Source organism: Leuconostoc sp. DB-1 (assembly GCF_013414845.1).
GTDB classification, from domain to species: Bacteria; Bacillota; Bacilli; order Lactobacillales; family Lactobacillaceae; genus Leuconostoc; species Leuconostoc mesenteroides.
Window position 1 is genome coordinate 726,112 of record NZ_JABFNJ010000001.1, and the last position, 26,115, is coordinate 752,226.

Genomic DNA, 26,115 nt, shown 5'->3' on the forward strand with positions numbered 1-26,115 from the left:
AGTCATTTTTTTTAAAGTTGAAATGTACTATTTGCAATATATATCGTATGCGATATAATATTATTTAGGAGGTTACGATATGAATAAAGATAAACATCTTTACGACGAATTGTGCTTGTCAATATATAATACAAATCGTTATTTTCATCATCTGTACGGTTATGTACTAGAAAAATATGATTTATCATATTTGCAATATATGAGCTTACTGATTATTTATAAACAGAATTCGGTGAAATTAATGGATATCGGTGCCGAGCTTGAGTTGTCAAGTAATACATTGACACCTGTAATTGAGAAACTTGTCAATAAGTCTTGGATTATTAAGGTGCAAAGTTCACAGGACAGACGCGTCAAGGGTTTAAAAATGTCTGATCAGAAGGTAACTACTTTTGAACGTATTTTGTATGAAATCAGAATTATGCGTGACAACCTAATACATCAAAGTGGACGTCCAATTGAAGAGGTATTACGAGAAAATCAAGCGCTTAATCAGGTCTTAAAAAAGATGATACAAGAAAAAAAGAGGTATGAAGATGAATTATGATGTTATTTTTATTGGTAGTGGTCATGCTGCATGGCACGGGGCACAAACGTTAGCTCGCTCAGGAAAAAAAGTAGCCTTAGTGGAAGAAAACAAGGTTGCTGGTACATGCACAAATTTTGGTTGTAATGCCAAAATACTGTTAGATGGCCCAGCTGAAATGATGCATCATTTGAATCATTACCACGGTATCGGAATTAATGACACTCCCAACATCATTTGGCCAGAATTAATGGCTTATAAGCACCAAGTGATTGATCCTTTATCAGGCGGTTTAGCACACATGCTGTCTGTTGATGGAATTGACATTATTAATGGGCACGCCAAATTTTTGAATAACGAAAAAATTGTTGTTGTTGATCAAGTTTATCAGGCTGAAAAATTTGTGATTGCTACTGGTCAACGACCTGCAAAACTACCAATTTCTGGTTCAGAGTTTATGAAGGACAGCACAGACTTTCTCGACTTACCTGATATGCCAAAGTCAATTCTATTCGTTGGCGCTGGTTATATTGCGATGGAATTTGCTTCAATTGCACATGCCGCTGGGAGTGATGTCACTTTAATTGAATACGGGAACCATGTTTTAAATGGATTTGATGAAGTCTACTCTCAAAAGGTCATCGAGGATATGACCGAAAAAGGCATCCATTTTACGTTTAACCAAGCTGTTTCAAGTGTATCGTTACTTGAAAATGGGCAATATCAAGTTGATACAGCGCAGGGAGAAACCTATTATGTTGACTACGTTATGGATACAACAGGTCGTGTGCCCAATATTGAAGAATTAGCCTTAGACGACATTAATGTTTTGTATGATAAGCAAGGTATTTTAGTTAACGATCATTTACAAACTTCTATTGACAATATTTACGCCAGCGGCGATGTAATCTCTAAAGCAATACCAAGATTAACACCAACTGCTACTTTTGAATCGAATTATATTGCTAGCGTATTATTAGGTAATCAGGAACCCATAAATTATCCTGTAGTGCCAACAGTCGCTTTTACATTGCCTCGTGTAGCACAAATAGGGGTAACCATTGACGAAGCGGCTAAGGATGAGAACTTACAAGTTCATGAAATTCCTTATGGGAGAGTTATGCGATTTCAGACACTAAACGATGTTCACGCAGCAATTAAAATCGTAGTGAATAAAAACAAACAGCTGGTTGGAGCAGCTTTAATCGGTGATTTTGCCCCAGAGGTTGTCAATGCACTGGTTCCTGTGATTAATCAGCAGTACACAAGTTCGGACATTAAGTCGCAAATTTATGCGTTTCCAACTGACTCAGGTATTATATTGCCAATGATTGCCAATTATTTAGCCTAAGTAAGGAGGCCTTATTATGAAAGCAGCAGTGATTAATCACTATGGTGGTAGAGAGCAGCTAGAGGTTATCGACATGCCTATTCCTAAAATAAAATCGGACGAGGTTTTAGTAGAAAATATGGCCACGAGTATTAATCCAATTGACTACAAAGCGCGAGAGGGATTATTAAAACGGATGTTTCCATGGCAATTCCCGGTCATTTTAGGTTGGGACATCGCTGGAATAGTTGCTTCTACTGGAGATGACGTAACAAGTTTTAAAGTTGGAGATCCAGTGTTTGCTCGGCCAGATATTGACACAAAAGGAGTGAATGGTTCGTATGCAGAATATACAGCTGTTAAAGCGGATAAACTGGCACTAAAACCAAATAACATTAGCTTTGTTGAGGCTGCTGCCGTTCCTTTAGCTGGGCTAACTGCCTTACAAATGCTTAGAAAACTTCAGTTATCATCCAATCAGAAAATACTAATTCAAGCTGGTGCTGGTGGGGTAGGTATTTATGCAATTCAGCTGGCTAAAATGATTGGCGCATATGTAGTAACAACTGCTAGTCAAAATAATCATGAATTTGTAAAATCTTTAGGTGCGGATTCTGTAATTGATTATCACAAAAACAATATTCAAGATGTGTTGTCTGATTTCGATGCTGTGTTGGACACAGTTGGTGATGTTGATAATGGGATTGCCATCCTTAAATCCAGTGGCCATCTTGTCACTATTTCTAATGCGTTAACTGACCAACAGAAAAACACCTCAGACAAGACCGTGACAGAAGGGTGGCTAAACCCGAACGGGCAAGATTTAGCAATTTTAGCATCCTACATCGCAAAGGGTGAGCTTCAAATTGTTGTGGATTCTCTTTATCCATTAACTACAGAAGGTATTCAGTCAGCCCACGAGCGGAGTGAAACACACCACGCCCGAGGGAAAGTAGTAGTTCAAATTAAAGAGTAAATACAGAGGAGAAATAAATGTTTGCTTATATTATGGTTACATTAGTTAGTCTAGAGGCTATTGGTATTATGTTTGTAGAAATGTTTGGTACAGATTCACAGCAGGCAAAAGCATTTGATCTTAAAGAATCTTTCGTTCAGATACCAGAGGTTAAAACGTTATTAGCAAATCAAGGAATCTATAATGGCTTATTCGGTGCGCTTGTAATTGGTACTATGTTGTTTCTATCAGGCCCTCAACAGGTTTTGATGTTACAGATGGAAATGCTATTTATTTTCTTGGCTGCAGTTTATGGTGCTTTAACGGCCACGAAAAAGATTATCCTGGTTCAGGGATTGCCGGCATTTATTGCAATAATTTTGCTATTTTTGAAGTAGTCTTTAACCAGCTAATATTACCAAATAAAAAAAGCGTAGCAACTGCTGCGTTTTTTTTTTTGCAAAAAAATATCAATTATAGTTTAATTCTAGTATGCGCTGGTAATGTTGATAAAGAATAGTGAAGCGATTAATGCTGTGTTTATCCCAAGGTTTCGGACGACCACAAAAATGTAAAATAGATGTATTGGCTATCACCCAGTTTGTATCGACCTGACCTCGGCTCTTAGCAAAGTGAACGATGTTATCTCGCGTATCAAAATTCCAAATTTCTTCCGGTATACTCAAGATTTGATTACCATATAAATAATTCAAAATATCTTGATCAGGGAGTACGAGCTTTTTGGCATGATCCTTAATTAGGTCTAAAATATCACTTTTATTAACTTTTGCACGCATTTTGTTTAAATCTAAAAGCATCACACCAGAATTAAAGTATTCACTTTTAGTTCGCAATCTAACATTATTAATCGTCTGATTGATTCCCGTTAGACCTAAATGGCTTGCTGCCGCTATCATATTACCTTTTAAGTCTATCGACCATAGTGCTTCAATTGGGTTCAATATCAAAGTATCAGGGTCTAAGTAAATTATGCGTTCTAAATCTGCTGGCAGATATTCAGTGCAAAGCAATCGGTAATACATTTCCGTTGGATATTGTTTAAGCGTGGGGGCGGTTTGCCAATAAGTTGCGTCAATTTTTAATGGGTGAAAATCATAATCCAATTTGTCTGTAAAGCCTCTCAAATGGTTTATTTCCGCTTCTGGTATCGAATCGTGTAGCAGCCAAATAGAAAATCTACAATCAACATTCGTTGCTTTCAGCGACAAGAGCATAACTTTTAAAGGTTTTATGTAGGACTTGTCTAAAGTGACTAAAATGTTTATTTCTTCCATTATTATGAGATCCTTTTTTTATATGTTAAGCAGTCTATTAATAAAATACTTTGCAACATAAATTATACAGCATCCATACTTTATTAGAAGTATTGAGAAAAAAGTGACTACATCTTCATCAATTAACATAAGCTTTTAATCACCATCAAGACTAATTGGTAGCCATTCTTAAGCAACCATGATATACTTAATTTGTAATTGGAAACTATCAACTAGCTGTGTCAGCCAAGAAGCGGCTAGTTGATAGTTCATCAATTCGAAAATAAACAATGTTACGACGCACTCATTTCAACTGTAGGTTTTAAACGCGCCTTTTTTGCGTGCACGAAAGTTTTGGCTGAGAACACTCTAAATTTAAAAACTCACACTCGAATTAATGCGAAGAACATTAGGAGAGTAAGAAAATTATGATTAAAGTCCGCGATTTGACGGTGGCCTATGATGGCACACCGGTTTTCACGAACCTATCAATTCAATTTGAGCCTGGTAAAATTACCGGTATTATCGGACCTAATGGTGCAGGGAAATCAACAATGATTAAAGGCATTTTAGGATTGATAAACAAGCAGAATGGTAAAGTTACGTTACACGACGAGCCAATCGCAAAGCAGTTAAAGAAAATAGCTTATGTGGAGCAACGTGCTGCTTTAGATTTAACTTTTCCAATCAATGTTTTTGATACTGTTTTAACAGGCACATACCCTAATTTGGGCCTGTTTAATGTTCCCGGCACAAAAGAAAAAGATGCCGCAAAGGAAGCATTAGAAGACGTTAAGTTATCTACCTTTAGCCAACGACAAATTGGCGAACTCTCTGGTGGACAATTGCAACGTGTTTTCGTTGCGCGTGCAATTGTTCAAAATGCTGATGTCATTATTTTAGATGAACCCTTTGTTGGTATAGATATGAAGTCTGAAGCCGATATTATGGCTATCTTAAAACAATGGCGCACTGCAGGAAAAACAATTATTGTTGTACATCACGATTTGAATAAAGTGACAACCTATTTTGATAATCTGGTGATTATTAATCACGGTATTACTGCATATGGGGCTACAGCCGATGTTTTCACAAAAGAAAATATCGCCTCTGCATTTAGTGGTGATCTATCATCGATCTTGTTTGAAGAAGAGGAGGATCAACATGCATAGTATTGAATTATTCATTGACGGACTAACAAAATATAATTTCTTGCAAACAGCATTAGTTACATCGATATTAGTTGGTATTATGTCAGGAATTATCGGGTCCTTCATCATATTACGAGGCATGTCTTTAATGGGTGATGCAATTTCGCATGCCGTATTACCTGGTGTTGCGGTTGCATACATGCTCGGGATTAATTTGTTACTCGGTGCTTCTGCCTTTGGTATTTTGGCAGCATTACTAATCGGTGTTGTCACGATGAAGTCAAAGTTGAAAAATGACACAGCCATAGGAATCGTATTTTCAGCTTTCTTCGCATTGGGATTTATTCTTATTTCATTGGCAGAGTCTGCTACTAATTTGCATCACATTTTATTTGGAAACGTCTTAGCTGTTTCTGACAGTGATTTAATTACTACTGCAATCGTGCTTTCTATAGTATTATTGTTTGTTGTTACCTTTTACAAAGAGTTACTTATCACATCATTTGACAATACTTTCGCTAAAGCCTATGGTCTTAAAACTCAAATTATGCATTACGCTCTAATGCTTGTTTTGACCTTAGTTACGGTGACAGCTTTGCAAACAGTCGGAATTATCTTAATTGTGGCCATGTTAATTACACCAGCAGCTACGGCTTACTTGTTAACAAATCGTATGTCTCATATGATGATTGTTGCTGCTATCTTTTCTGTAATATCATCAATTGTAGGCTTATACCTGAGTTTCACATTTAACTGGGCGTCAGGTCCTGCAATTGTTCTTACAGCAGCAATTTTCTTTACATTGGCCTTTATCTTTTCACCAAAACAAGGCATTGTCTTCAAAAGAAAGTCTTAAAATTAAAGCAGTCTAATTTAAATAGAGAGAATTATCAAAGCCAGCGTATGTTACGCAGAATATAGTGGAGAAATTAAAAATGATTAAACGTTTAAGTATTATCGTAGTGGCCGTTGTTGTCATATTGGGTGGTGTGCTGTGGTTTGTTAATAGTAGTCAAGGGGGAAAAACAAGCCAACATGATAAGTTGCAAGTTGTTGCGACAAACTCAATTATTGGTAACATGGTTGAAGAAGTTGCTGGTAATAAGGTCAACTTACACACAATTGTGCCACGTGGTACCGATCCACACGAATATGAACCACGACCACAAGATGTCTCAGCAGCCCAAGAGGCTGACGTACTCTTTCACAATGGATTAAACCTTGAAACTGGTGGTTCTGGCTGGTTCAAGAAAATGTATCAAAACGCTGGAAAGAAAACGAATAAGCAAGTGTTCGCCGTCTCAAAGGGGGTAGTGGCTAAGCATTTAACTGATAAGGGTAAAGAAAATGAATTAGACCCCCATGCTTGGTTAGATATGCAAAATGGTATTAAATATGTTAAAAACATTGAAAAAGTATTAATTGCTAAAGACCCAGACAATGCTAGCACATATAAGAAGCGCACAGCAGCATACGTTAAGAAATTATCTGCGTTAGATAAAAGTGCCAAAACTAAGTTCAATAATATTCCTGAAAATAAGAAATTATTAGTTACTTCTGAAGGCGCATTCAAATACTTCTCAGCAGCTTACGGTATCACACCAGCGTTTATTTGGGAAATCAATACAGAGTCTCAAGGTACACCTGAGCAGATGAAACAAGTATTGGAGAAAATTAAAGCTACTAACGTACCTTCATTATTCGTGGAAAGCTCAGTGTCTCCAAAGGCAATGGAAAAGGTTTCTAAAGAAACCGGCCTACCTATTTATTCAAAAATTTATACTGATTCTTTGGCTAAAAAAGGACAGGCAGCAGATACTTATTACGGTATGATGAAATGGAACCTAGATAAGATTTCGGAAGGTTTGTCAAAGTAAAACATAAATAGTGCAAACCTTATTCATAAAAACACCGCAACTATTCAAATAGTTACGGTGTTTTTATTGTTATTAAGTTTTAGTTGTTTATCTTTCTGCTACATCGATGGCCTCACGAATATTCAATATGTCGGCTTCATGATTATTGAAATCAGGATTATCAGTAGGCAAAGCGATGTTGAGTTCATTGAATAAATCAATTCTACCGAATACATCGCTCGCATTGAAATCAAGAACATGGCCGCCAATCGTACGATCATCACTTAAAAAATGAAGATGCCACCCACTCGCCATAATGCCAGAATAAAGGTCAGGACCAAAATCACCAATTAAAGTACCAGAAACATTTTCATAATTAAACACTGGTTGTTTCAATGTTACATCAACGAAGGGTGGATAAGGCTTGATTTGCTTAGGAGCAACACGAACCTTCAGTTTCGAAAAACTAGCATTCATTTGAATACTAGCTGGTAAATTAGCCCAGCTCTGATGTTGTTTGGATATATTGTTTAAACTATCAAAAGTTAAAAATTTTTCTTGAAGAAAATAGTATAACTCTGATTGAGAATGGATGGAAGTAAAAGGTGTTTCCAACGATAAATCTGTGATTTCTTTAGTTACACCATTCGCTTTCGTTTGATATACGCTATTTTCTATGATTGTAACTTCACCATCAAGTTCATCCATTGTTCCAATGCCACTCGAACCATGATTCAATATTGACGACAACGGTGCCGTACCGTCATATAATCCTGACATAATTAATTCTAACGTTCCATGTTGATAAATTGTAGACATAATGACCTCTTTTTTAATTAAAGTGTTTTATTTTTACTTACTAAAAGTAAACCATTTTAATATTTATTCAAGATTAAAAGCCACTGATTACAGTGGCTTTAGTTAACGGTAAAATGATGAAACAATTAGTTAGTCATGTTCATCGAGAGAGTTTATCATTAGGTACTTCGAATAACACGGTGTCATTGATTTTAAAATCGATATTATTAGCAGCTAAGATGTCTGTGAAATCTTTGACATATACATCGCTTTCAAAGCTTTGCAGAATATCTACTGAAATGCCACCATTAATGGCTAGCATTTCAATAGATAACCCATTTGTTCCGCTCATATAGGTATGCATTTCATCAATATATTGTTCTAATTCTCCCAGTTTAGTTTGACCGGAATAACTAATGATGAAAGTATTGAGAAGAATATTTTCGAAGAAAGACAGCATTTGTTGCTTAGCTTCAATAGTGGGTAAGGAATCTAGTTTTTCAAACAGATTTGCCATTTGATTAACATTGGCCCTTAAGTTGCTGATTTGTTTGCTTTGTTTAATTAAGTTTCTAAATTCTGTGGCAACGGCTGTAAAATCTTCGTCATCAACAATAGGTTGATTAACTGGTAATGCAATGCTGCCAACACAGTTTCGGGAAGTGTTTTGATTAGTTACGCCTAAACGAAGATCACTTGCCATATGAGCAACAATCGGTAATTCAAAATCAGGATAGGCTTTTTGAATTGCTTGCGCCATAATAATTGCGACAGCGATAGCAGGTGTAGCATTATGTTTCTTAGCATATGTCATAAAACTTTCTTGATCTAAGACGATTTCATAGCGATAGCTACTTTTTGTTGCATCTTGACCCTTGGTTTCTAAAAGTTGGTATCCACGATGATTCAGATCAGGCATTTTATTAGTTTCTGAAATTGGTTGGGATTCTAGGTTCTCAAGTGGCTCTAACATTTCATCTTCTGACATAGTATCGTCGCTCAAATTAATATGTTCAATTTCTGGCCAAGTATTGCTTTTGTACCCTAAGTAGTAATAAAGTAACGTTTCAACGAATGGCATAATACCGCGTCCGTCTGCAATTGCATGATGATAAGCAATGAAAATGGTTTTTTCTGAGAAAGTAACATCGATGAGGTGTTGGTTCACCTCATCACTACCCAGAGCGCGTAGCTGATCTGTCTCAGCTACAATTAGCGGGCGATCATTTTTAGATAAATAATAGTTGGCATCTTTTTCAACTAATTGACTAGTCAAGTACGGATAGCGTTGCAAGGACTTATATACAGATTGTTGTAAATATGCTGCATCGATATCATTAGTTAATCTAATGTCGATTACCATGCTAGGCGCACCATTTTGGCGATACAAAAATGATTGCCCTGAAGTAATCTTTTCGAGTTTTGGTAATGCCGATAAGTAGGTTTTTCCGTTTTCTGTCTTAAAAATATCTTGATAAGTTGTATTTAATGTAGTTGATGTTGTCATGGTTGTTCTCCTTTAAGATGTTAAGTTATTAGCCATCAACTGATGACCATGACAATACTATAAAATTAAAATATTTATGTTGTATTTGAAAATTGTTTTCAAAGTGTTAATTGTAAAAAATGTTTGTTTAGTTTGTGACTTTGTCAGTTATAATTGAACTAACAAGATCATTATTAAAAGGAAATAAATATGGCTAATATTATTGTTGTTGAAGACGACCCGAATTTCAATCGAATTTTAAGTATCTATTTGTCTAACCATGGACACCAAGTTCAGAGTGCTCTTAGTGCGCAAGAGGCTTATGATAAGATGTATAACCAATTGTTTGATATGATTCTTTCAGATGTGATGATGCCTAACATTGACGGTTTTGAGTTCACTGAGACAGTCAGAAAAATCAATCCGAATATTCCTATTCTTTTTGTTACTGCCAAAGATGATATTCAATCGAAACAACGTGGTTTTTCATCTGGTATCGATGATTATATGGTTAAACCAATTGATATGTCCGAAATGCTAATGAGGGTGACTGCGCTACTACGACGAGCTCACGTAGCTAATGATAGAAAGCTAACAATCGGCAATACAGTACTTGATGCAGATTCTGTCAGTATTATGGTTGATTCACAGGAAATTGCAGTAACGGTTCGTGAATTCAACATTCTATTTAAATTACTGTCTTATCCGAATAAAACATTTTCACGTTCACAATTACTTGATGAATTCTGGGGTGTTGATACAACGACAGGATTGCGGGCAGTTGATGTGTACATTACTAAACTACGTGATAAATTTTCTGGAAGTGATGTCTTTGAAATAACGACAGTTCATGGGTTAGGATATAAAGCGGTTTTAAAGTAAATGAAGAAGATAAAAAAACACAAAATTACTTTTCAAAAAGTATCCATTAAAGACCTTATTGCTGCTTATGTTATTTTTTTATTGTTTGCTACTATTCCAAATATAGTTTTAATGCATGGTGGCCAACTGGCATTATTTACGAACAGTAACTTTATTTGGTACTTGATATATTGGTTTATAGTAACATTAATTTTCATTGGCTTAATTTCATATCAAAAACATGTTCTTTTTGATCAACCAGTCAGCCAATTAAATGAAGCAACACGACAGGTTGCACAAGGAGATTTCTCCGTCTATTTAGAACCAGGCCATGCACGCGAGAAGTACAATGACTTAGATTATGTTTTTGAAAATTTTAACTTAATGATTGAAGAACTTGGTAGTACGGAAACTTTAAAGAATGACTTTATTGCCAATGTATCTCATGAATTTAAGGCGCCTCTAGCAGTAATTCGAAGTTATGCTGAAGCTTTAAAAAACGAAACAGATGAAGAGCAGCGCGACATGTATACTCAAATCATTGTTGACGAAACCGACAAAATGGCAACAATGGTCACCAATGTATTGAAATTAAGCAAGATTGAAAACCAAGCACTCCAGCCACATATTAAAAAATATAATGTGAGTCGTCAGCTAGTTGAAACATTACTTAACTTTGAGAAAATATGGGCATCTCACAACATTTCTTTAGATATTAATATTCCTGACGATATCGAAATTGCAGCAGATCCAGAAATGATGGAGTTAGTGTGGCAAAATCTACTTAGTAATGCGTTCAAATTTGTTCCTTCCGGCGGACAAGTCACATTAAGACTGCAACAAAACAATGAAGGAACAGAAATAACAGTCCGAGATAACGGTGAAGGAATGGATCATAACACATTAAATAGAATATTTGATAAATTTTATCAAGGTGAAACATCTCATACCAACCAAGGAAATGGATTGGGATTGTCACTAGTGAATAGAATTGTAACTTTAATGCAAGGATCTATTAGTGTGGAAAGTAAATTGGGCAAAGGAAGCGCTTTTACAGTTTGGTTACCATTACATCATTTAAACAATTAACATGGCTTTAACAATTATGTTTTAAGTATTTTGTATAATTGTAGTTGATAATAATAGTGGTGAACCTGATAAGGAGAAATATGTCGTGTACGAAAAACAGTTTATCGGCTACGAATACCAAGAAAGAGTAGTTGAAAAAAAATATGAGCCTGTCTACTTGGATGCATATCCGAATTTTGGCTGGGTGATCGATCAACATCATAAAAGTACTCAAAATCCCAATAATATCATGTTACATATGAAGCGCAATCGTGATCTTGTGAACCGTATTGAAATTAAGCGATTAGAAAATAAGTTTCAAGCTACTATGAATGAGATTATTAAAATCGAAAAACGCAACCAATTAATACCAACGATTCAAGCTTGTCTTGTTGGCCTTTTTGGGACTGCACTTATAGTGGGTGCGTTCTTTATACACAATGTTAGTAGTCTTTATTTGTCACTCTTATTTGGTTTAGTCGGATTCATAGGATGGGTGTTGCCTTATTTTATTTACAAGACTCAGTTTGAAAAAAGAACACATCATAATCAGGATTCTGTTGAATCTAAATATGATGCTATTTACGATTTAACAAAAAGAGCACATCAATTGTGCTACATGGATTGAGAATTAAAAATGAACTTACAAACCTGTTAGTGTTTGTAAGTTCATTTTTTTAATTTGAGTAATTAACATTTTTAAAACAATTCGTAAATATTTTTGAAATAAATCATGAATATGATATAACCAAGATAACTAACTATAGTTGAGTGAGGAAGACATGGTCGATAAAGTTAGCTATTAATATGTATTTCGCCAACATTCACAAGTAGACATGAAAAGGAGTTTATTATGAGCAAGTCAAAAATTGTTAAGGCAAACAAAAAGATAGAGGAGAAGGTTGTAAAAACTTATAAAACAATTGAAAATGGGGCAGTCGAAGGATTTGGTAATATTTCAGATAAGTTCGTCGATAAGTACTTAGCCAAAGATGGCGAGTCAGCTCAAGATGCTAAAAAGCGCATTGAAACGGAACAGAATCAACGCGAAAAAACAAATATCGACATAATCAATAAACATCGTTAATGAATAAAAGCAGTATGACCATTTTAAAAGTCATATTGCTTTTTATTTAGCAAAAGCTACAATTTGTTCAGCTATACAAAAATAAGACGTCATTTACTGATTTGGTTTAATGTCATGATACAATAGACCAAATACAATAGGTTGCGAATGCTGTCTGAAAAGCGAAAGGGAGAATTGTTTTGTTAAAAAAATGGTTAACTACTGTCTTGCTAATTATCATCACTTTGTTGTTGGTAACCATAGCATATTTACTATATTCAAATCACAACAATATTAATACTTCAAGAAGCACTGATTCTTCTTTCGATACCAGTTCTTCTAGTAAAAGCTCCTCCAATGATGATGATTTGCTTAGCTTGGCTAAAATAAGAAGTATATTTTATAAAAGATACCCTAACACTGCCATCACATCAATTGAATTAGAAAAAAATCTATTGTCGACGCATTATGATATTACAGGTGTAGATGACAATACAGAATATACACTAAAAATTCATGCTGATACCGGTAAAGTTATCACTCACAACAAAGAACAATTGGATGCCGATGAAAAGAATGGCACTGCCAAAAATAATGAAGCTATAGCATTTGATAACATCATATCTTTAGATAGTGCCGTAAATAAAGCTAAGGATGCGGCCGGCGATGGCTCCTTAAATGGGTGGTCTTTGGAAAAAGATGATGGTCGTACTTATTGGGAAATTTCATTAAAAGACGGAAACAATAATGTAGCAGTTAAACTTGATGCCAATAGTGGTCAAGTTATAGAAAAAGACGAAGATGATTAAATATTGCAAGCTTTTAGTATAGTTCACTTAATAATCTGCTAACTATGTGGTCCTTACAAAATAATAATAGTTGAAATCCGCAACATTCTTAATTAATTCTCAAAAACCCTTATGTTATAATGGATAGCGTCCAATAGACATTTGTCAAAATTTAGGGGTAACGGGGAATAATGGAGAAAAATAGGGATACAAATACGCCATCAGTTACTAAAAGCCGCATGGCGTTATTTCATAGTAAAAAACATAGTTCATTTAAATTGTATATCGTTTTAGCAGCTGTCATTGTATTACTATCCGCTTCTGGTTATGCTGCATACTATTTCTATAGTTTAAATAACACACTTAGTAAATCATTTTCATCAACAGGTCTTGATTCTGAAAAAAAAGCCACACAATTAATTCAGGATAAAAAGCCAGTATCTTTCTTAGTTTTAGGAACAGATATTGGCACAGAGGGTGGCTTTGGCACGAATCGTAGTCGCGTAGGATTAACTGACTCTATGATGGTTGTAACTGTTAATCCAAAAAATGAAACAACTACTTTAATTTCTATTCCACGAGATATCATGACTTCCATTTCTGGGTTTGAAAGTAGTTTCCCTCAGAAATTAAATGCTGCCTATGCGTTTAAGGCAGCTTCTGATAATAATGTTTCGTTGGGGGACGGTGTAAGCACAACAATAGATACCATACAAAAAATGTTTAACTTTCCAATCAATTATTTCGCTATGGTCAATATGAGTGGACTTGGCGATGTTGTCGAACAACTTGGTGGCGTGCAAGTCAAGTCACCCTTAACGTTCACCTTTAGCCAAGAAACTGCCCACGAAAGTGGCAAAGATCTGTATCAATTTGCTGAGGGTTCTAGTACATTCAAATACGCTGCTGATGGTGAAACCTTTAAAATCTATAGTAAAATGAATGGACAAGCAGCCTTAGCGTTTTCTCGAATGCGATATCAAGATCCAAAAGGTGATTATGGTCGAACTGAACGACAACGCTTATTATTGCAACAAATTATTAGTAAAGTTAAGAAAAATCCAGCTCAAGTAGTTAATTTAAAATTCATAAATTCGACGACTAAAAACATTGCTTCTAATCTAAAATCGGAAGATATGTTGAAATTAGGTACTAATTACATTAGTGCCTCAAAGCATATTGTTTCATATACTGTTCAAGGACAAGGTGAGACATTTGAAGGTATCTCATACCAACGTGTTACCACTGCACAGCGACAAGCAATAACAAATAAAGTTAGAAGCAGTTTGAACTTAGAAGCAGCTACAACTGGAAATGAATTTGGTAGTAATATTACAGAAAACAATTTAGCTCAAGTAGGTACCGCAGATCAATTGTATCCAGAAAACAATACTGACGAAAATATGCAGTTGCGTGAAGAGTAAATATAAAATTAGAAAAAGACATGTTAGGTAACATGTCTTTTTTTTATAAATATAATTAAAAAGCAGCCTTGGGAGAGACTGCTTTTCTGGGAGAGAAGAGAATATTATCTTATAGGGAGAAAGAAAATATATTCTTATATAAATAGTGGAGTATACCTCTGTTAAGGTATGTACTCATAATACCGCTAAAATGTTAAATGAATATAAAAATCAGGAAGAAATTGTTTTCCATTGAGCCACGAAATAAATTAAAGAAAGGTATTGATTTATGTTGATTGTAAGTGGTAACATCATTGTTATAATGTTAGTTAGCTAACTAACATTTAATGATAAAGAAGGACAATTTGTAATGACATCTATAGGTAAATTATTCAAAATTGGGCAACGTAATCTTGTAAGAGATCTTGATACATTGGCCGTAACTCACGGGGTGACTGGTGCGCAATTGTCGGCAATTGACTTTATCGCTGACAATAAGTACGTCACACAAAAAGATATTGAACAAGAATTTCATATAAAAGCTTCATCTGTAGCAACTATGATAGACCGAATGGTAGAGAAAAAAATGGTTGCAAGAGTACCAAATGAAAAAGACAAAAGAGTTAATGAAATACACCTCACGGCGTCAGGAGCAAAAATTAATAAAATCGCTAAACAAATTATTAGCTCCCATGATGAAGATATTTTACGGCCTTTTTCAGCAGATGAACGGAAAACTATAATTAAATTTTTAAAATATGTTGCAGAAGGTAACAGCAATCACTCACTAGAAGGAGAAAAAAATGGAAAATAAAGTTTCAACTAAAAATGCAATGGCTATTATAGCAGTAGCGTTGGTTTCTTTTTCTGGCATTATGGCAGAAACGGCTATGAACGTTACATTTCCTGTTTTAACAAGGTATTTTAGCACATCGCTCAATTCGATACAGTGGGTAACGACCGCATACTTACTCTCTGTAACAATTATGATCACAACAAGTGCCTATCTGAATAAAAGGTATAATACCCGTTATTTATGGTTAGCCAGCCTTATTTTCTTTGCTACAGGAACTTTAGTGGGCGGGTTGGCCAGTAATTTACCAGTATTGTTAATTGGCCGTGTGTTAGAGGGTTTAGCAGCGGGTATATCAATGCCCCTCATGTTTAACTTGATCGTTCAACTAGTACCAAGATCGAAGATAGGCGTATGGATGGGTATTGGTTCTATGGTTGTCAGTTTAGCCCCTTCGTTTGGTCCTACATACGGTGGCGCTTTGATTGATACTCTTGGTTGGCGATCAATATTTTTTATTCTTTTAATTGTGCCGATTATATCGTTGTTGTTGGGGTGGAGAACTATCGATAACAGTGAAGAAACACAAGCCAATGTTTCTTTTGACGTCCTTGCTTTCGGCTTATTATCTGTGTCATTAATTACGGCTTTGATATTAATTAATCAATTAGAAAATGGGACTGTCAATATATTACTTCTAGGGGTCACCATTGTTAGTTTAACAGGATTTGTAATTAGATCACTAACTTCAAAACAAACTTTTTTGAACATCAGATTACTCAGTAACAGTAAATTTCTATTCCTGCTGCTTCCCGTTGTTTTATATATGTTTGCAAATTTGGGTATTAACCTTCTGCTGCCAAATTATTCGCAAAAAATCTTAAATACGTCAAGCTTTTGGGCAGGATTCTCTTTATTGCCTGGAACGTTACTAGGTGGGATCTTAAATCCTTATTTTGGCCATTTATATGATAAGCATGGAGATAAAACTCCACTTTTGGTAGGAAATATGATCTTTGGGATTAGTCTATTGGTCATGGCCTACTTCACTAAAAATCTTGGAATCATAGCGTTCATACTCATGTATATGATTTTCACATTTGGGCGTAATATGGCTTTTAGCATTGGAATGACAGCATCTATTGATGAATTGAGTAGAGATAAAAAGACGGATGCCACTGCGATTTTACAATCAGCGCAAATGTTTATGGGTGCATTAGGCACTACTGTTGCAGCTTTATATGGCGCACAAAAATCAGGCCTAGCTGTTGGGTTCCAACATTTCCTATGGTTGCTTTTCTTTATTTCACTTGTTATTTTCATTATGTTCTTTGCTCGACAAAAAACAGGGAACAAATGAAATCTCTATATTAGACAGTAAAAAAATAGCATGATACAATTGTATTATGAATTAATGTGTTTTCATATTTAACAACCTTGCGGGAGTAGCGGCGCATGTGCGTGGGAAACTGACTTACTAGATTATTTACAGTCTAGCGGCCAACCTTAAACAGCAAGACGCAAAGAATATTTTCTCTTAAAGGAGTGTATAAAAATATGAGCACAAAGTCGAAAGAGGTAGATGACGACGTTCCGTTATCGTCCTCAGCAAAGTTTCACCATCAGGAATGGTCTAAGATAGTTAATGATTTACATGCAAATTATCCTAGCGGACTATCAGACGAACAAGTAAATAATCGCTTACAAAAAAACGGCTATAATGAGGTTAATCCAAAAGTTATCCCGAAGTGGTTGATTTTTTTGCGGCAATTTAATAATGTTATTGTCTATATTTTAGTGGTAGCTGCGCTGTTAACGCTTTTTATGCAACATTATGCAGATTCAGTTGTTATTGCATTAGTTGTATTAATTAACGCGTTAATTGGCTATTTACAAGAAGTGAATGCCAGTAATGCGCTAGATAAAATAAAAAATATGTTGTCTGTTGAAGCCACTGTTATTCGAGATGGTGAACGATTTGATGTTCCAGCTCGAGAATTAGTGCCTGGTGATTTAGTCTACCTAGAGGCCGGGGATAATGTCCCTGCTGATTTACGAATTATAGATGCTGATAACTTACGTATTCAAGAGTCGTCTCTAACAGGAGAAGCTGATTCTGTCCTCAAAAATGAAGCTATTTTATCCGAGCATGTGCCCCTAGCCGAGCGTAGTAACATGGCTTATGCATCAACAGCTGTGACTAACGGTAGTGCCACCGGAATCGTGGTAAACACTGGTGTTCATTCACAGATTGGCCAAATTTCTCAAAGTGTTGCTGATGTTTCAGATAAAAAATCACCACTAACACGAGAATTAGATAGTTTAGGCCATGGTATTTCTTGGTTAATTATCGTTGTGGCTATAGTCATGTTTGCCTTGGGTTGGTTTTTCAAAATATATGACATATCCACCTTGATTATGGCTATTATTGCAATGATTGTCGGTGCAATGCCGGAAGGATTACCAGCAGCTACGTCAATTATATTAGCAACCGGTGTTCAAAAGTTAACCAAAAAGAACGCAATTGTGAAAACATTACCTGCTGCTGAAACCCTAGGTGCAATAGACATTATTGCGTCTGACAAAACAGGGACATTAACAAAAAATGAAATGACCATTCAAGATATTGTCGTTGGTGAAAATCATTATACAGTCACTGGGACTGGATATGCACCCGATGGTGACATTTTTATAGGGAATAAGCTTGTCGATGCAACACAAGACAAAAACCTTGAAATGTTTTTAACAATGGGACATCAAGCAAATGATACTTTTTTGACCGAAGAAGCAGATATCTGGACCATCAACGGCGAACCGACTGATGCTGCCTTTCTGTCGGCCTACTACAAGGCCTTTGGACAAAAAGTACCTAAATTAAAAGAGTTGGATCGTATTCCGTTTGATTCTGACTACCGATATATGGCACGTTTAGTTGAAAATAAGCATCAACAACGATTTGTCGCCATAAAGGGTGCGCCAGACAGATTATTCACACTAGCCCGGAAAGATTCAAATTTTGACTACGAGTATTGGACAAAGGTGTCAGCAAAGTTTGCCAAATCTGGAAAACGTGTAATTGCTGTTGGATATGTTGATGTGAATTCAGATACATCAGAAGTCCTTCACGAAACACTTGCAGCTGAAGGCGTGACATTCTTAGGATTAGCCGCTATTATTGATCCACCACGACCCGAGGTTGTTGATGCTATTAGCGACATGCGCGAGGCTGGTATTCGCGTCAAAATGATTACCGGCGATAGTCCAGATACGGCCAAAGCAATCGCTCAACAACTTGGTTTGGCCGACCAAATTGAAGCTGTTACTGGATCAGAAGTTGAAGCAATGACGGATAATCAGTTGGCTAAGGTTGTTACAAATTATGATGTCTTCGCACGAACTACACCACAAGATAAGTTACGTATTATATCTGCCTATCAAGCAAATGGATTAGTAACTGCCATGACTGGTGATGGTGTTAATGATGCGCCAGCATTAAAAAAAGCTGATATTGGTGTAGCAATGGGGATTAAAGGTACTGATGTTGCGAAAGATTCGGCGGATATGGTATTAGCTAACGATGATTTTTCAACAATTAAAGTGGCTATCGAGCAAGGCCGACGTTTATACGATAATATTAGAAAAACAATCTTATATTTGTTACCTACTAGTTTTGCTGAGGGGTTGATTGTTGTCTTTAGTATATTATTGCGCCAGCCAATGCCTTTAACTGCAACGCAATTATTATGGATTAACTTGGTTTCTGCTTTGACGTTGCAATTAGCGTTTATATTTGAACCAGCTGAACCAGGATTGATGAAACGCCCACCGCGTAAAACAACGGCCAAATTGATGAGTCGATACGATGTTTTCCAAATGGTTTATGTCAGTGTCATTATTGCAGCAGTGGCTCTTGTTGTTTTTGAACATTTAGATGATATCACAGGTTTTGCGGTAGCCAGTACAATGGCTGTTAACATACTTATTTTTGGTAAAATTTTCTATATGTTTAATATCAGAACAGCGGCGCCAGCGCTAAGTAAGACATTCTGGACAAACCCAATGGCATTCGTGGCTATCGGTGCTATGATTATTTTACAGTTACTATTTACGTATGTACCATTTATGCAAGGTGTATTCTCTACAGCTGCGTTATCGCTTTCTGATTGGTCTTTCATCATCTTAACAGGATTGATTGTTCTAATCGTAACAGAATTAGATAAGTATCGTCGTATGATTGTAAAACGATAGTATATAAATAAAGTTATTATTAAAAAAATGGCAATCACAACTTAACTGACCTGTGATTGTTATTTTTTTGTGATGAAAACCTTATAAAAAAATCACATTGAAGGAATGACTCTTTCTGAAAAAACTTTTTAACTTAATTTAACCTGATATCGATATAATCAAGCTAGTAACTAAACTATAAAAGGCAGGATCAAGCTATGGTTAAAAATTCAACTACTGAGTATACTTTTATAAAAGCGCAAATTGATCTGGTTATTCATAATATTGTTAGTAATAAATACAATGAGGAACTGACATACTACGATGTTTTATGGCTTCCTGATAATTTAACCAACCCAGACAGCAAAGAGCTATGGCAATCATTTCAAGATAATTTAGAAAAAATTTCTTTTATAGCTATGAATACTGGTTTGCCGAACCCCAATGCCGATGTCGATTTGGTAATCGTTAAAATGAGTAGTGGTGAAATAAATCCAAATGCGATAAAATATTTTGAAGTAGGTAAGCGAAAAGATTATTTAGCGATGCAATACCCGCATATAATGGACAAAGACAACAACACTTTATTTAATGCTTGGGATGAGGCTAACAACTCGTATAATTCAAAGGAAACATCCGCAACCGTTTGAATTTTAAGTGACTATCTGATCGGAAATACCAGATTCAAATAAAAAAACAACTATCACTGCATAGTTGTTTTTATTTACCAGCTATTTCAATTTCTATTCGAAAAAACTATTGACTTGAAGTCCACTCCAAGGGTTACACTTAATGTATTCACTAGTAAAAAAGGAGATTATCATGGATTACAAGACATTAGCTAGTGGCATTGAGATGCCCTTACTGGGATTTGGTGTTTTTCAAGTTCAAGAAAAAGGGGCTGCCAAACAAGCAGTACTCGATGCCATCAAAACAGGTTATCGATTAATTGATACAGCGGCCAGTTATGGTAATGAGCGAGAAGTTGGCGAAGCGATTTTGGAAGCAATCAATCAAGGCATAGTAAAACGTGAGGAATTATTCGTCACATCAAAGATGTGGGTTCAAGATGTTTCTGCACAGCAGGCAACTGCCGCCATCCAATCTTCATTACAACGTTTAAATTTAGATTACTTAGATTTATACTTGATACACCAACCTTATAATGACGTATTTGGTGCGTGGCGAGCAATGGAATCTGCGTATCGATCCGGCCAGTTAAAAGCTATCGGGGTCTCAAATTTTGATATTGCACAGTTAACTAACTTAGCAGAGTTTTCCGATATAAAACCGATGCTAAACCAAATCGAGGTAAACCCATTTCAGCAAAATAAGAAGGACATTACGTACTTTAGTCAATACGGTGTTCAGGTCGAAGCTTGGGCACCATTTGCAGAAGGTAAAAATGATCTGTTTTCAAATATTCTACTGCGGAAAATTGCTGACAAACATCATAAATCGATTGCACAAATTGTACTTCGTTGGCTAACACAACGAAATATCATAGTAGTTGCTAAATCTGTTAATCCGGAAAGAATGGCGCAAAATCTTGACATTTTTGATTTTAAATTAACGCACCAAGAATTAGCAGAAATTGAAACATTAGATACGAATAGTAGCCAGTTTTTTAATCATGCAGATCCGGACATGATTAAATGGATGGCTAACCGTGAAATTAGTTATGATGTTACATTTAACTAACTGAGCTGGAGGTGTTGCTAATGAATATCAAAAAAGTTGCTGAAATAACTAAACTATCAGCAGATACAATTCGGTATTACGAGCGTATTGGTATTATTGGTCCGGTACCTAGACAAGAAAATGGTATTAGAAATTTTAATGATCGTAGTTTAAATCAGTTAAAATTTGTAAAAATCATGAGAAACGCTGGTATGAGTATTGAGGCATTGAAGCAGTACATCGATTTAATATATGAAGACAATGATGCTACAATACCTGCCCGCAAAGCCATGTTAGTAGAAGCAGCTAATGAGATGACCGAAAAAATTAATAATTTAGTGACTGCTCGTAGTTATCTCACTAATAAGATAGATAACTATTACGGCCATATGCGTACAGTTGAAAACAAACTGTTTCACGATAAATGATGTTTACTATATATTAGCCAGAATGCGAGATAAAAGGACTTGAAATTCCTGTTTTAATTAAGATATTTTAACACGTGAATATTGAAAAATATATGTAATAATTTGTTGCTTTACATACCGACCAGGCAGTATATACTAAAGATATCAATTATTCAAGGAGTACAAAAAATGTCTGTTGAAAACGTTCGTCAATTTTTCAAAAAATATCATTTAGAGAACCGAATCGTAGAACACGAGAACATTGGTGATACGGTTGAACACGCTGCCGAGTTGTTGAAGTGTGAGATAAAACAAATTGCCAAATCCATGACCTTCATTGTGGCAGAAAATCCAATTTTGATTGTTCTTGCAGGTGACAAAAAAGTAGATAATAGAAAATTCAAATCAACGTACAATTCACGACCAAAAATGATTCCTTTTGATCAGGTTGCGGACAGAATTGGACACATCCCTGGTGCGGTAACACCATTTGCAATCAAATCAGACGTAAAAGTATACTTAGACGTATCTCTAAAGAGATTTGAAACTGTTTTTGCTGCAGGCGGTAGTACAAATAGTACAATCGAATTATCAATAGATGAGCTTGAAAACTATGCTCATCCCCTAGACTGGGTAGATGTAGGGAAAGACTAGTGAATGCACTTGCTAAACAAACCGTTTAGCGACTGCGAACGGGAGGCAATCAATACGAATGACAGTAAATGATTGGATAACCTTTATATTAGCTAGTACCGTTATTATAATTTCCCCAGGTCCTTCTGTAATATATGTAACAACAAACAGTATGACTAATGAGATTAAAACAATGATGCCATTGATTATAGGACTCACTGCAGGATATTTTTGTGGTATGGGCATCTCTTTAATATTTATAAGTAGCTTCCTCAAAATTTCATCCTACTCATTGGTCGTGTTAAAAATAATTGGTTCTGGCTATTTAACGTACTTAGCCATCCAAATGTGGACTCGTAAGCAGATTAATCAAGATAGCAGAAAACCAACATTCATACGAGGTGTGCTCATTGCTATCAGTAATCCTAAGGCACTATTATTTTATACAACTTTTTTCCCGCAATTTGGTCATACTCAAGTTGATATGGTATATCTAGCACTATGTTATGGCATATTAAGTTTTATAGTGGATTTTTCGAATATGTTAATTTCTCATTTTGTTAGCAGAGGGATTAGCATGAACTCTTTAATGTGGATTAATCGATCCGGAGCATTATTGCTATGGCTTACTACTTTAAAGATCTGGCTGTGAATAACCAGAAGTTAGTTCCAACTGTTTTTTTTAGCACATTTAACCAATAACGTTTTTGGCTTCTCCTGATAAATATGCATTTAAATTATCTACGGTTATGCGTAATAATCTTTCACGAGTCTCTAATGGTGCCCAAGCGATGTGAGGTGTAATAAAGCAATTTTTAGCTTTTAATAAAGGATTGTCTTTTTCAATTGGCTCTTTTTGGACAACATCTGTAGCTAAGGCATAAACTTTTTCATTATTTAGTGCCTCGGCTATGTCATTTTCACTAATAAGTTTTCCACGGGCTGTATTGATTAAAATCACACCATCTTTCATTTTTGAGATAGTAGTCTTGTTAATTAAATTAATCGTTTCTGGTGTTTGAACAACATGAAGACTAATAATATCCGCTTTTTGGAAAAGCTCATCTAAAGAAACTTGGTTGACCCATTTTTGGGTTGCAACACTAGGTCGATGATTATAAAAAATAACTTTCATTGAAAAAGCATTGGCTAATTCTGCCACTTTTTGAGCAATTCGACCATAACCAATGAGCCCTAATGTTTTACCTTTCAATTCAAATAGCGGTTTATCCCAAAATGTAAAATCATCGACACTAGACCATTTCCCATCATGGACCAATTGGTTATGTAATCCAACCTGACCAGTTATTTCTAGTAATAATGAAAAGGTAAATTGCGCGACAGCATCCGTAGCATAAGTAGGCACATTCGTCACAATAATGTTGTGGTTGTTTGCACTATCAATATCGACAACGTCATAACCTGTTCCCATAATGCCAATATATTTTAACTGTGAAGCACGACTGATTACACTATCATCTAGTGGGGTCTTATGTGTTATCACAACTTCCGCATCATCGATTCTCTGCAAAATTTCAGTGTCATTATCTACTGATGTACGGCTATAAAACTCAAAGTCGCCCAAATTTTTTAACGTTTCCCAATTTAAATCTTGATTGAGATCATAACCATCTAAAAGTACAATTTTCATAACTTATATCTCCGTTTCTTTGAGCCATTTGAATAAATCTTTTACTACAAGGATCTGAAAAGTAATTTAGTCATATTTTATCACTTATGACCTATTAACCATGATTTTTAAACTTTAAGACTAAGAATAGGGGATTGTCGCAAGAATTATTTCGTGAATATCAACACCGCGGGGTTTTGAGTCCTTAACCGCGCTCAATTAAAATAAAGTGATAAAATGAAACAAATGAACGCTAATTGTTTGTTATCATATGATTTCAGACGGAGTTCCGGCGCGGATGCTTATCATATAGGAGGAAACTAAATGTCAAGGAATGAAGAAAAAGTTTAGCTTGTAACGGGTGGATCAACTGGATTTGGGCGTAAATTAATTGAAGAATTAATTGCAAAAAAGATTCCAGTCGTAGCTACTGCAAGAAATTTATCAGCATTTAATGATTTAGAAACGAATGAGGATGATTTGCTACTTAAAGTACAATTGGATGTCACAGACCAAGAACAAGTCAACAATGCTGTCCAGTCAACGCTCAATAAGTTTGGAAAAATTGATGTTCTGGTTAATAACGCTGGCTACGGATACTCAGGTTCGATAGAAGAATCAGATGAAACTGCAGTCCGCCAAATGTTTGAAGCAAATTTTTTGGGGGCTAGTGCGATGATTCGTGCAGTGTTACCAGCTATGAGAAAAAACAGATCAGGATTAATTATCAATGTCACATCAATAGGCGGTTTACTAGCGTTACCCACCTATGGCTATTACAATGCAACCAAGCATGCCTTAGAGGGATTAGGTAAGGCGTTATCATTAGAAGTTGAACCTTTTGGTATTAAGGTAACAAATGTCGAGCCTGGTCCCTTTAGAACTGATTGGGCAGGCAGATCACAATTTTCTGCCAAACATTCAATTAACGATTATGAAAATACGCCAGCAAGAACATCTGAGGAAGCTTCACATGCCAGATCAGGCGAACAAACTGGCTCTCCTGAACTAGCTGCAAAGGCATTTATTAAAATCGCTGCCTCTGACAATCCGCCTTTGCATTTTATTGCCGGTCAAAATGCTTTTAAACGTGAACAAGAAGAAATTTCTAATATTCAACATGATATGCAAAAATGGCAAGAGGATTCAACCCATCTGGACTATGGCGACGAGACATATTGGCAATAGATGGGAAGAGAGTTAACAGACCGTTATTTTTGAAGAAGTTGGGGGCTATTTTGAAATTGTTCGAAAAAATTTTACGTTTGAATCCGATAAATGGATAAACAAAGAAGTTTATCACTATAACTTACATGAAAATAATTTATAACAACTGTTTAGATTCAAAATCATAAGAGTTACTTAAATGGCCTATCCTGATTATCAGGATTTTTTTATTTTACGAACAATCACATTTTTGTTGTTACAATGAATACTTTCTCCCATTCGATGGCCTCTTAGCGTCTGAAATGGTGCTATAATTACACTTAATATTATTTTTATGACATAATCATGGGTTAGAAAGCGTAAAACCGCAATGAATAAACTACTATTGACTGCTTACGGGTTCTCAACAGATAAAATCAAACGTGCTGCACTAGGATTGCTTAATATAGAACATTCTAGTAAAGCATGTATTATATCTACTTCTAGACCAGAAGAAAAAGAGAAGCATCCACAAATGCAACAAATCAGAAATGACTTATTAGAATTTAGACTAGATCAGGTTGATTTTCTTGATGTGGAGTTTGAAAGTGCAAAGAAACTATATGGTTATGACTTGATATTCTTGAATGGTAGTTATCCATTTTATCTACTACATTTCTTGAAAAAAAGTGGTGCTGACCATATCTTAAAAGACATTAGTAGGACTGGGGTTCCAATTTTTGGGCTAAGTGCTGGATCGATTGTAATGGGACCTTCCATCGAATATTTGCAATATCTTTATCCAGAGGACAACCAATTTAATGATACAGATTTAACAGGTTTGAACTTAACAAGTACTACAATTTTCCCGCACTTCAAAGAAATGTTAACGCGTGATGCTGATATTGACAAAAAACTAACTTCGTATGAAAATACAACTGGAGTTAAAATCATGAGGCTTAATAATGATCAAGCCTTATCGTGTCATTGCAAAGATAAAGTCCTGATTGATTAAATACCGAATTGGAAACCCTATA

26 protein-coding genes and 1 pseudogene are annotated in these 26,115 nt (G+C 35.5%); 23 read left to right on the forward strand and 4 right to left on the reverse strand.

The features are described 5' to 3' along the window. Positions 1 to 79: 79 nt before the first annotated feature. Genes HFP47_RS03365 through HFP47_RS03380 form a run of 4 tightly spaced genes read left to right on the forward strand, consistent with a single transcriptional unit; the run spans position 80 to position 3,209 of the window. Positions 80 to 547, forward strand: coding sequence for a MarR family winged helix-turn-helix transcriptional regulator (locus HFP47_RS03365; RefSeq protein WP_061514831.1), 468 nt, complete (start codon positions 80 to 82; stop codon positions 545 to 547). After that, positions 537 to 1,877: an NAD(P)/FAD-dependent oxidoreductase gene (locus tag HFP47_RS03370; RefSeq protein ID WP_042251760.1), complete on the forward strand. Its 1,341-nt coding sequence runs from the start codon at positions 537 to 539 to the stop codon at positions 1,875 to 1,877. The genes HFP47_RS03365 and HFP47_RS03370 overlap by 11 nt, the downstream gene beginning before the upstream one ends. Before the next feature lie 16 nt (positions 1,878 to 1,893). After that, positions 1,894 to 2,832, forward strand: a complete 939-nt coding sequence (locus HFP47_RS03375) for an NADP-dependent oxidoreductase (protein ID WP_061514832.1) — start codon at positions 1,894 to 1,896, stop codon at positions 2,830 to 2,832. Positions 2,833 to 2,849: 17 nt separating this feature from the next. Continuing rightward, complete coding sequence (locus HFP47_RS03380) at positions 2,850 to 3,209, forward strand: DUF1304 domain-containing protein (RefSeq protein ID WP_042251754.1); 360 nt, start codon at positions 2,850 to 2,852, stop codon at positions 3,207 to 3,209. Between the two features lie 72 nt (positions 3,210 to 3,281). Here the strand turns inward: HFP47_RS03380 and HFP47_RS03385 are convergent, their stop codons facing one another. Then, positions 3,282 to 4,106, reverse strand: coding sequence for a glycosyltransferase family 8 protein (locus HFP47_RS03385; RefSeq protein WP_179876035.1), 825 nt, complete (start codon positions 4,104 to 4,106; stop codon positions 3,282 to 3,284). A gap of 407 nt (positions 4,107 to 4,513) precedes the next feature. Here HFP47_RS03385 and HFP47_RS03390 point away from each other — a divergent pair, with 407 nt between their 5' ends. The 3 genes from HFP47_RS03390 (at position 4,514) to HFP47_RS03400 (ending at position 7,113) form a co-directional block, all read left to right on the forward strand. Beyond that, positions 4,514 to 5,257, forward strand: a complete 744-nt coding sequence (locus HFP47_RS03390) for a metal ABC transporter ATP-binding protein (RefSeq protein ID WP_025268068.1) — start codon at positions 4,514 to 4,516, stop codon at positions 5,255 to 5,257. Further along, positions 5,250 to 6,092, forward strand: a complete 843-nt coding sequence (locus HFP47_RS03395) for a metal ABC transporter permease (protein ID WP_014324683.1) — start codon at positions 5,250 to 5,252, stop codon at positions 6,090 to 6,092. The genes HFP47_RS03390 and HFP47_RS03395 overlap by 8 nt, the downstream gene beginning before the upstream one ends. Before the next feature lie 82 nt (positions 6,093 to 6,174). Then, complete coding sequence (locus tag HFP47_RS03400; protein ID WP_025268069.1) at positions 6,175 to 7,113, forward strand: metal ABC transporter substrate-binding protein; 939 nt, start codon at positions 6,175 to 6,177, stop codon at positions 7,111 to 7,113. Between the two features lie 87 nt (positions 7,114 to 7,200). On the opposite strand, the gene budA is transcribed toward HFP47_RS03400, so the two are convergent. Together budA and HFP47_RS03410 are read right to left on the reverse strand one after the other, a co-directional pair. Continuing rightward, on the reverse strand, positions 7,201 to 7,911 hold the full coding sequence (budA, locus tag HFP47_RS03405; protein ID WP_048592963.1) for an acetolactate decarboxylase: 711 nt from the start codon (positions 7,909 to 7,911) through the stop codon (positions 7,201 to 7,203). Positions 7,912 to 8,050: 139 nt separating this feature from the next. Continuing rightward, positions 8,051 to 9,397, reverse strand: coding sequence for a hypothetical protein (locus tag HFP47_RS03410; protein ID WP_179876036.1), 1,347 nt, complete (start codon positions 9,395 to 9,397; stop codon positions 8,051 to 8,053). A 189-nt stretch (positions 9,398 to 9,586) separates the two neighbouring features. Here HFP47_RS03410 and HFP47_RS03415 point away from each other — a divergent pair, with 189 nt between their 5' ends. The 14 genes from HFP47_RS03415 (at position 9,587) to HFP47_RS03480 (ending at position 22,954) form a co-directional block, all read left to right on the forward strand. Continuing rightward, a complete protein-coding gene (locus HFP47_RS03415; protein WP_061514834.1) occupies positions 9,587 to 10,258 on the forward strand; it encodes a response regulator transcription factor in 672 nt (223 codons plus the stop codon). Then, a complete protein-coding gene (locus HFP47_RS03420) occupies positions 10,259 to 11,326 on the forward strand; it encodes a HAMP domain-containing sensor histidine kinase (protein WP_048592965.1) in 1,068 nt (355 codons plus the stop codon). A gap of 85 nt (positions 11,327 to 11,411) precedes the next feature. Next, positions 11,412 to 11,933: a hypothetical protein gene (locus tag HFP47_RS03425; protein WP_011679716.1), complete on the forward strand. Its 522-nt coding sequence runs from the start codon at positions 11,412 to 11,414 to the stop codon at positions 11,931 to 11,933. A gap of 225 nt (positions 11,934 to 12,158) precedes the next feature. After that, positions 12,159 to 12,392, forward strand: coding sequence for a hypothetical protein (locus HFP47_RS03430; protein WP_048592966.1), 234 nt, complete (start codon positions 12,159 to 12,161; stop codon positions 12,390 to 12,392). A gap of 179 nt (positions 12,393 to 12,571) precedes the next feature. After that, positions 12,572 to 13,180, forward strand: a complete 609-nt coding sequence (locus HFP47_RS03435; RefSeq protein WP_061514835.1) for a PepSY domain-containing protein — start codon at positions 12,572 to 12,574, stop codon at positions 13,178 to 13,180. Positions 13,181 to 13,350: 170 nt separating this feature from the next. Beyond that, positions 13,351 to 14,583 carry an LCP family protein gene (locus HFP47_RS03440; protein WP_144903497.1) on the forward strand — a complete coding sequence of 411 codons (1,233 nt, stop codon included), beginning with the start codon at positions 13,351 to 13,353 and terminating at the stop codon, positions 14,581 to 14,583. A gap of 349 nt (positions 14,584 to 14,932) precedes the next feature. Continuing rightward, complete coding sequence (locus HFP47_RS03445; RefSeq protein ID WP_042253081.1) at positions 14,933 to 15,376, forward strand: MarR family winged helix-turn-helix transcriptional regulator; 444 nt, start codon at positions 14,933 to 14,935, stop codon at positions 15,374 to 15,376. Beyond that, complete coding sequence (locus HFP47_RS03450) at positions 15,366 to 16,715, forward strand: MFS transporter (RefSeq protein WP_059442384.1); 1,350 nt, start codon at positions 15,366 to 15,368, stop codon at positions 16,713 to 16,715. Before HFP47_RS03445 ends, HFP47_RS03450 begins: the two co-directional genes overlap by 11 nt. Before the next feature lie 197 nt (positions 16,716 to 16,912). Then, positions 16,913 to 19,603, forward strand: coding sequence for an HAD-IC family P-type ATPase (locus HFP47_RS03455; RefSeq protein ID WP_096639112.1), 2,691 nt, complete (start codon positions 16,913 to 16,915; stop codon positions 19,601 to 19,603). Between the two features lie 197 nt (positions 19,604 to 19,800). After that, positions 19,801 to 20,232, forward strand: a complete 432-nt coding sequence (locus HFP47_RS03460) for a hypothetical protein (protein WP_042253086.1) — start codon at positions 19,801 to 19,803, stop codon at positions 20,230 to 20,232. A 172-nt stretch (positions 20,233 to 20,404) separates the two neighbouring features. After that, positions 20,405 to 21,283 carry an aldo/keto reductase gene (locus HFP47_RS03465; protein WP_042253088.1) on the forward strand — a complete coding sequence of 293 codons (879 nt, stop codon included), beginning with the start codon at positions 20,405 to 20,407 and terminating at the stop codon, positions 21,281 to 21,283. Between the two features lie 20 nt (positions 21,284 to 21,303). Further along, positions 21,304 to 21,690, forward strand: coding sequence for a MerR family transcriptional regulator (locus HFP47_RS03470; protein ID WP_014324695.1), 387 nt, complete (start codon positions 21,304 to 21,306; stop codon positions 21,688 to 21,690). A 168-nt stretch (positions 21,691 to 21,858) separates the two neighbouring features. Continuing rightward, the gene (locus HFP47_RS03475) at positions 21,859 to 22,323 is read left to right on the forward strand and encodes a YbaK/EbsC family protein (protein ID WP_011679725.1); all 465 of its coding nucleotides are present in this window, start codon (positions 21,859 to 21,861) and stop codon (positions 22,321 to 22,323) included. Between the two features lie 58 nt (positions 22,324 to 22,381). After that, positions 22,382 to 22,954 (forward strand): LysE family translocator, encoded by a 573-nt coding sequence (locus HFP47_RS03480; protein ID WP_042253091.1) that lies wholly within the window; start codon positions 22,382 to 22,384, stop codon positions 22,952 to 22,954. 39 nt (positions 22,955 to 22,993) lie between these two features. Here HFP47_RS03480 and HFP47_RS03485 read toward each other — a convergent pair whose 3' ends face one another. Continuing rightward, the gene (locus tag HFP47_RS03485; protein ID WP_014324698.1) at positions 22,994 to 23,953 is read right to left on the reverse strand and encodes a D-2-hydroxyacid dehydrogenase; all 960 of its coding nucleotides are present in this window, start codon (positions 23,951 to 23,953) and stop codon (positions 22,994 to 22,996) included. A gap of 330 nt (positions 23,954 to 24,283) precedes the next feature. Here HFP47_RS03485 and HFP47_RS03490 point away from each other — a divergent pair. Next, a pseudogene (locus HFP47_RS03490) lies at positions 24,284 to 25,120 on the forward strand (oxidoreductase); the annotation flags it as partial. Between the two features lie 349 nt (positions 25,121 to 25,469). Then, on the forward strand, positions 25,470 to 26,093 hold the full coding sequence (locus HFP47_RS03495) for a Type 1 glutamine amidotransferase-like domain-containing protein (protein WP_179876037.1): 624 nt from the start codon (positions 25,470 to 25,472) through the stop codon (positions 26,091 to 26,093). The last annotated feature ends 22 nt before the right edge of the window (positions 26,094 to 26,115 follow it).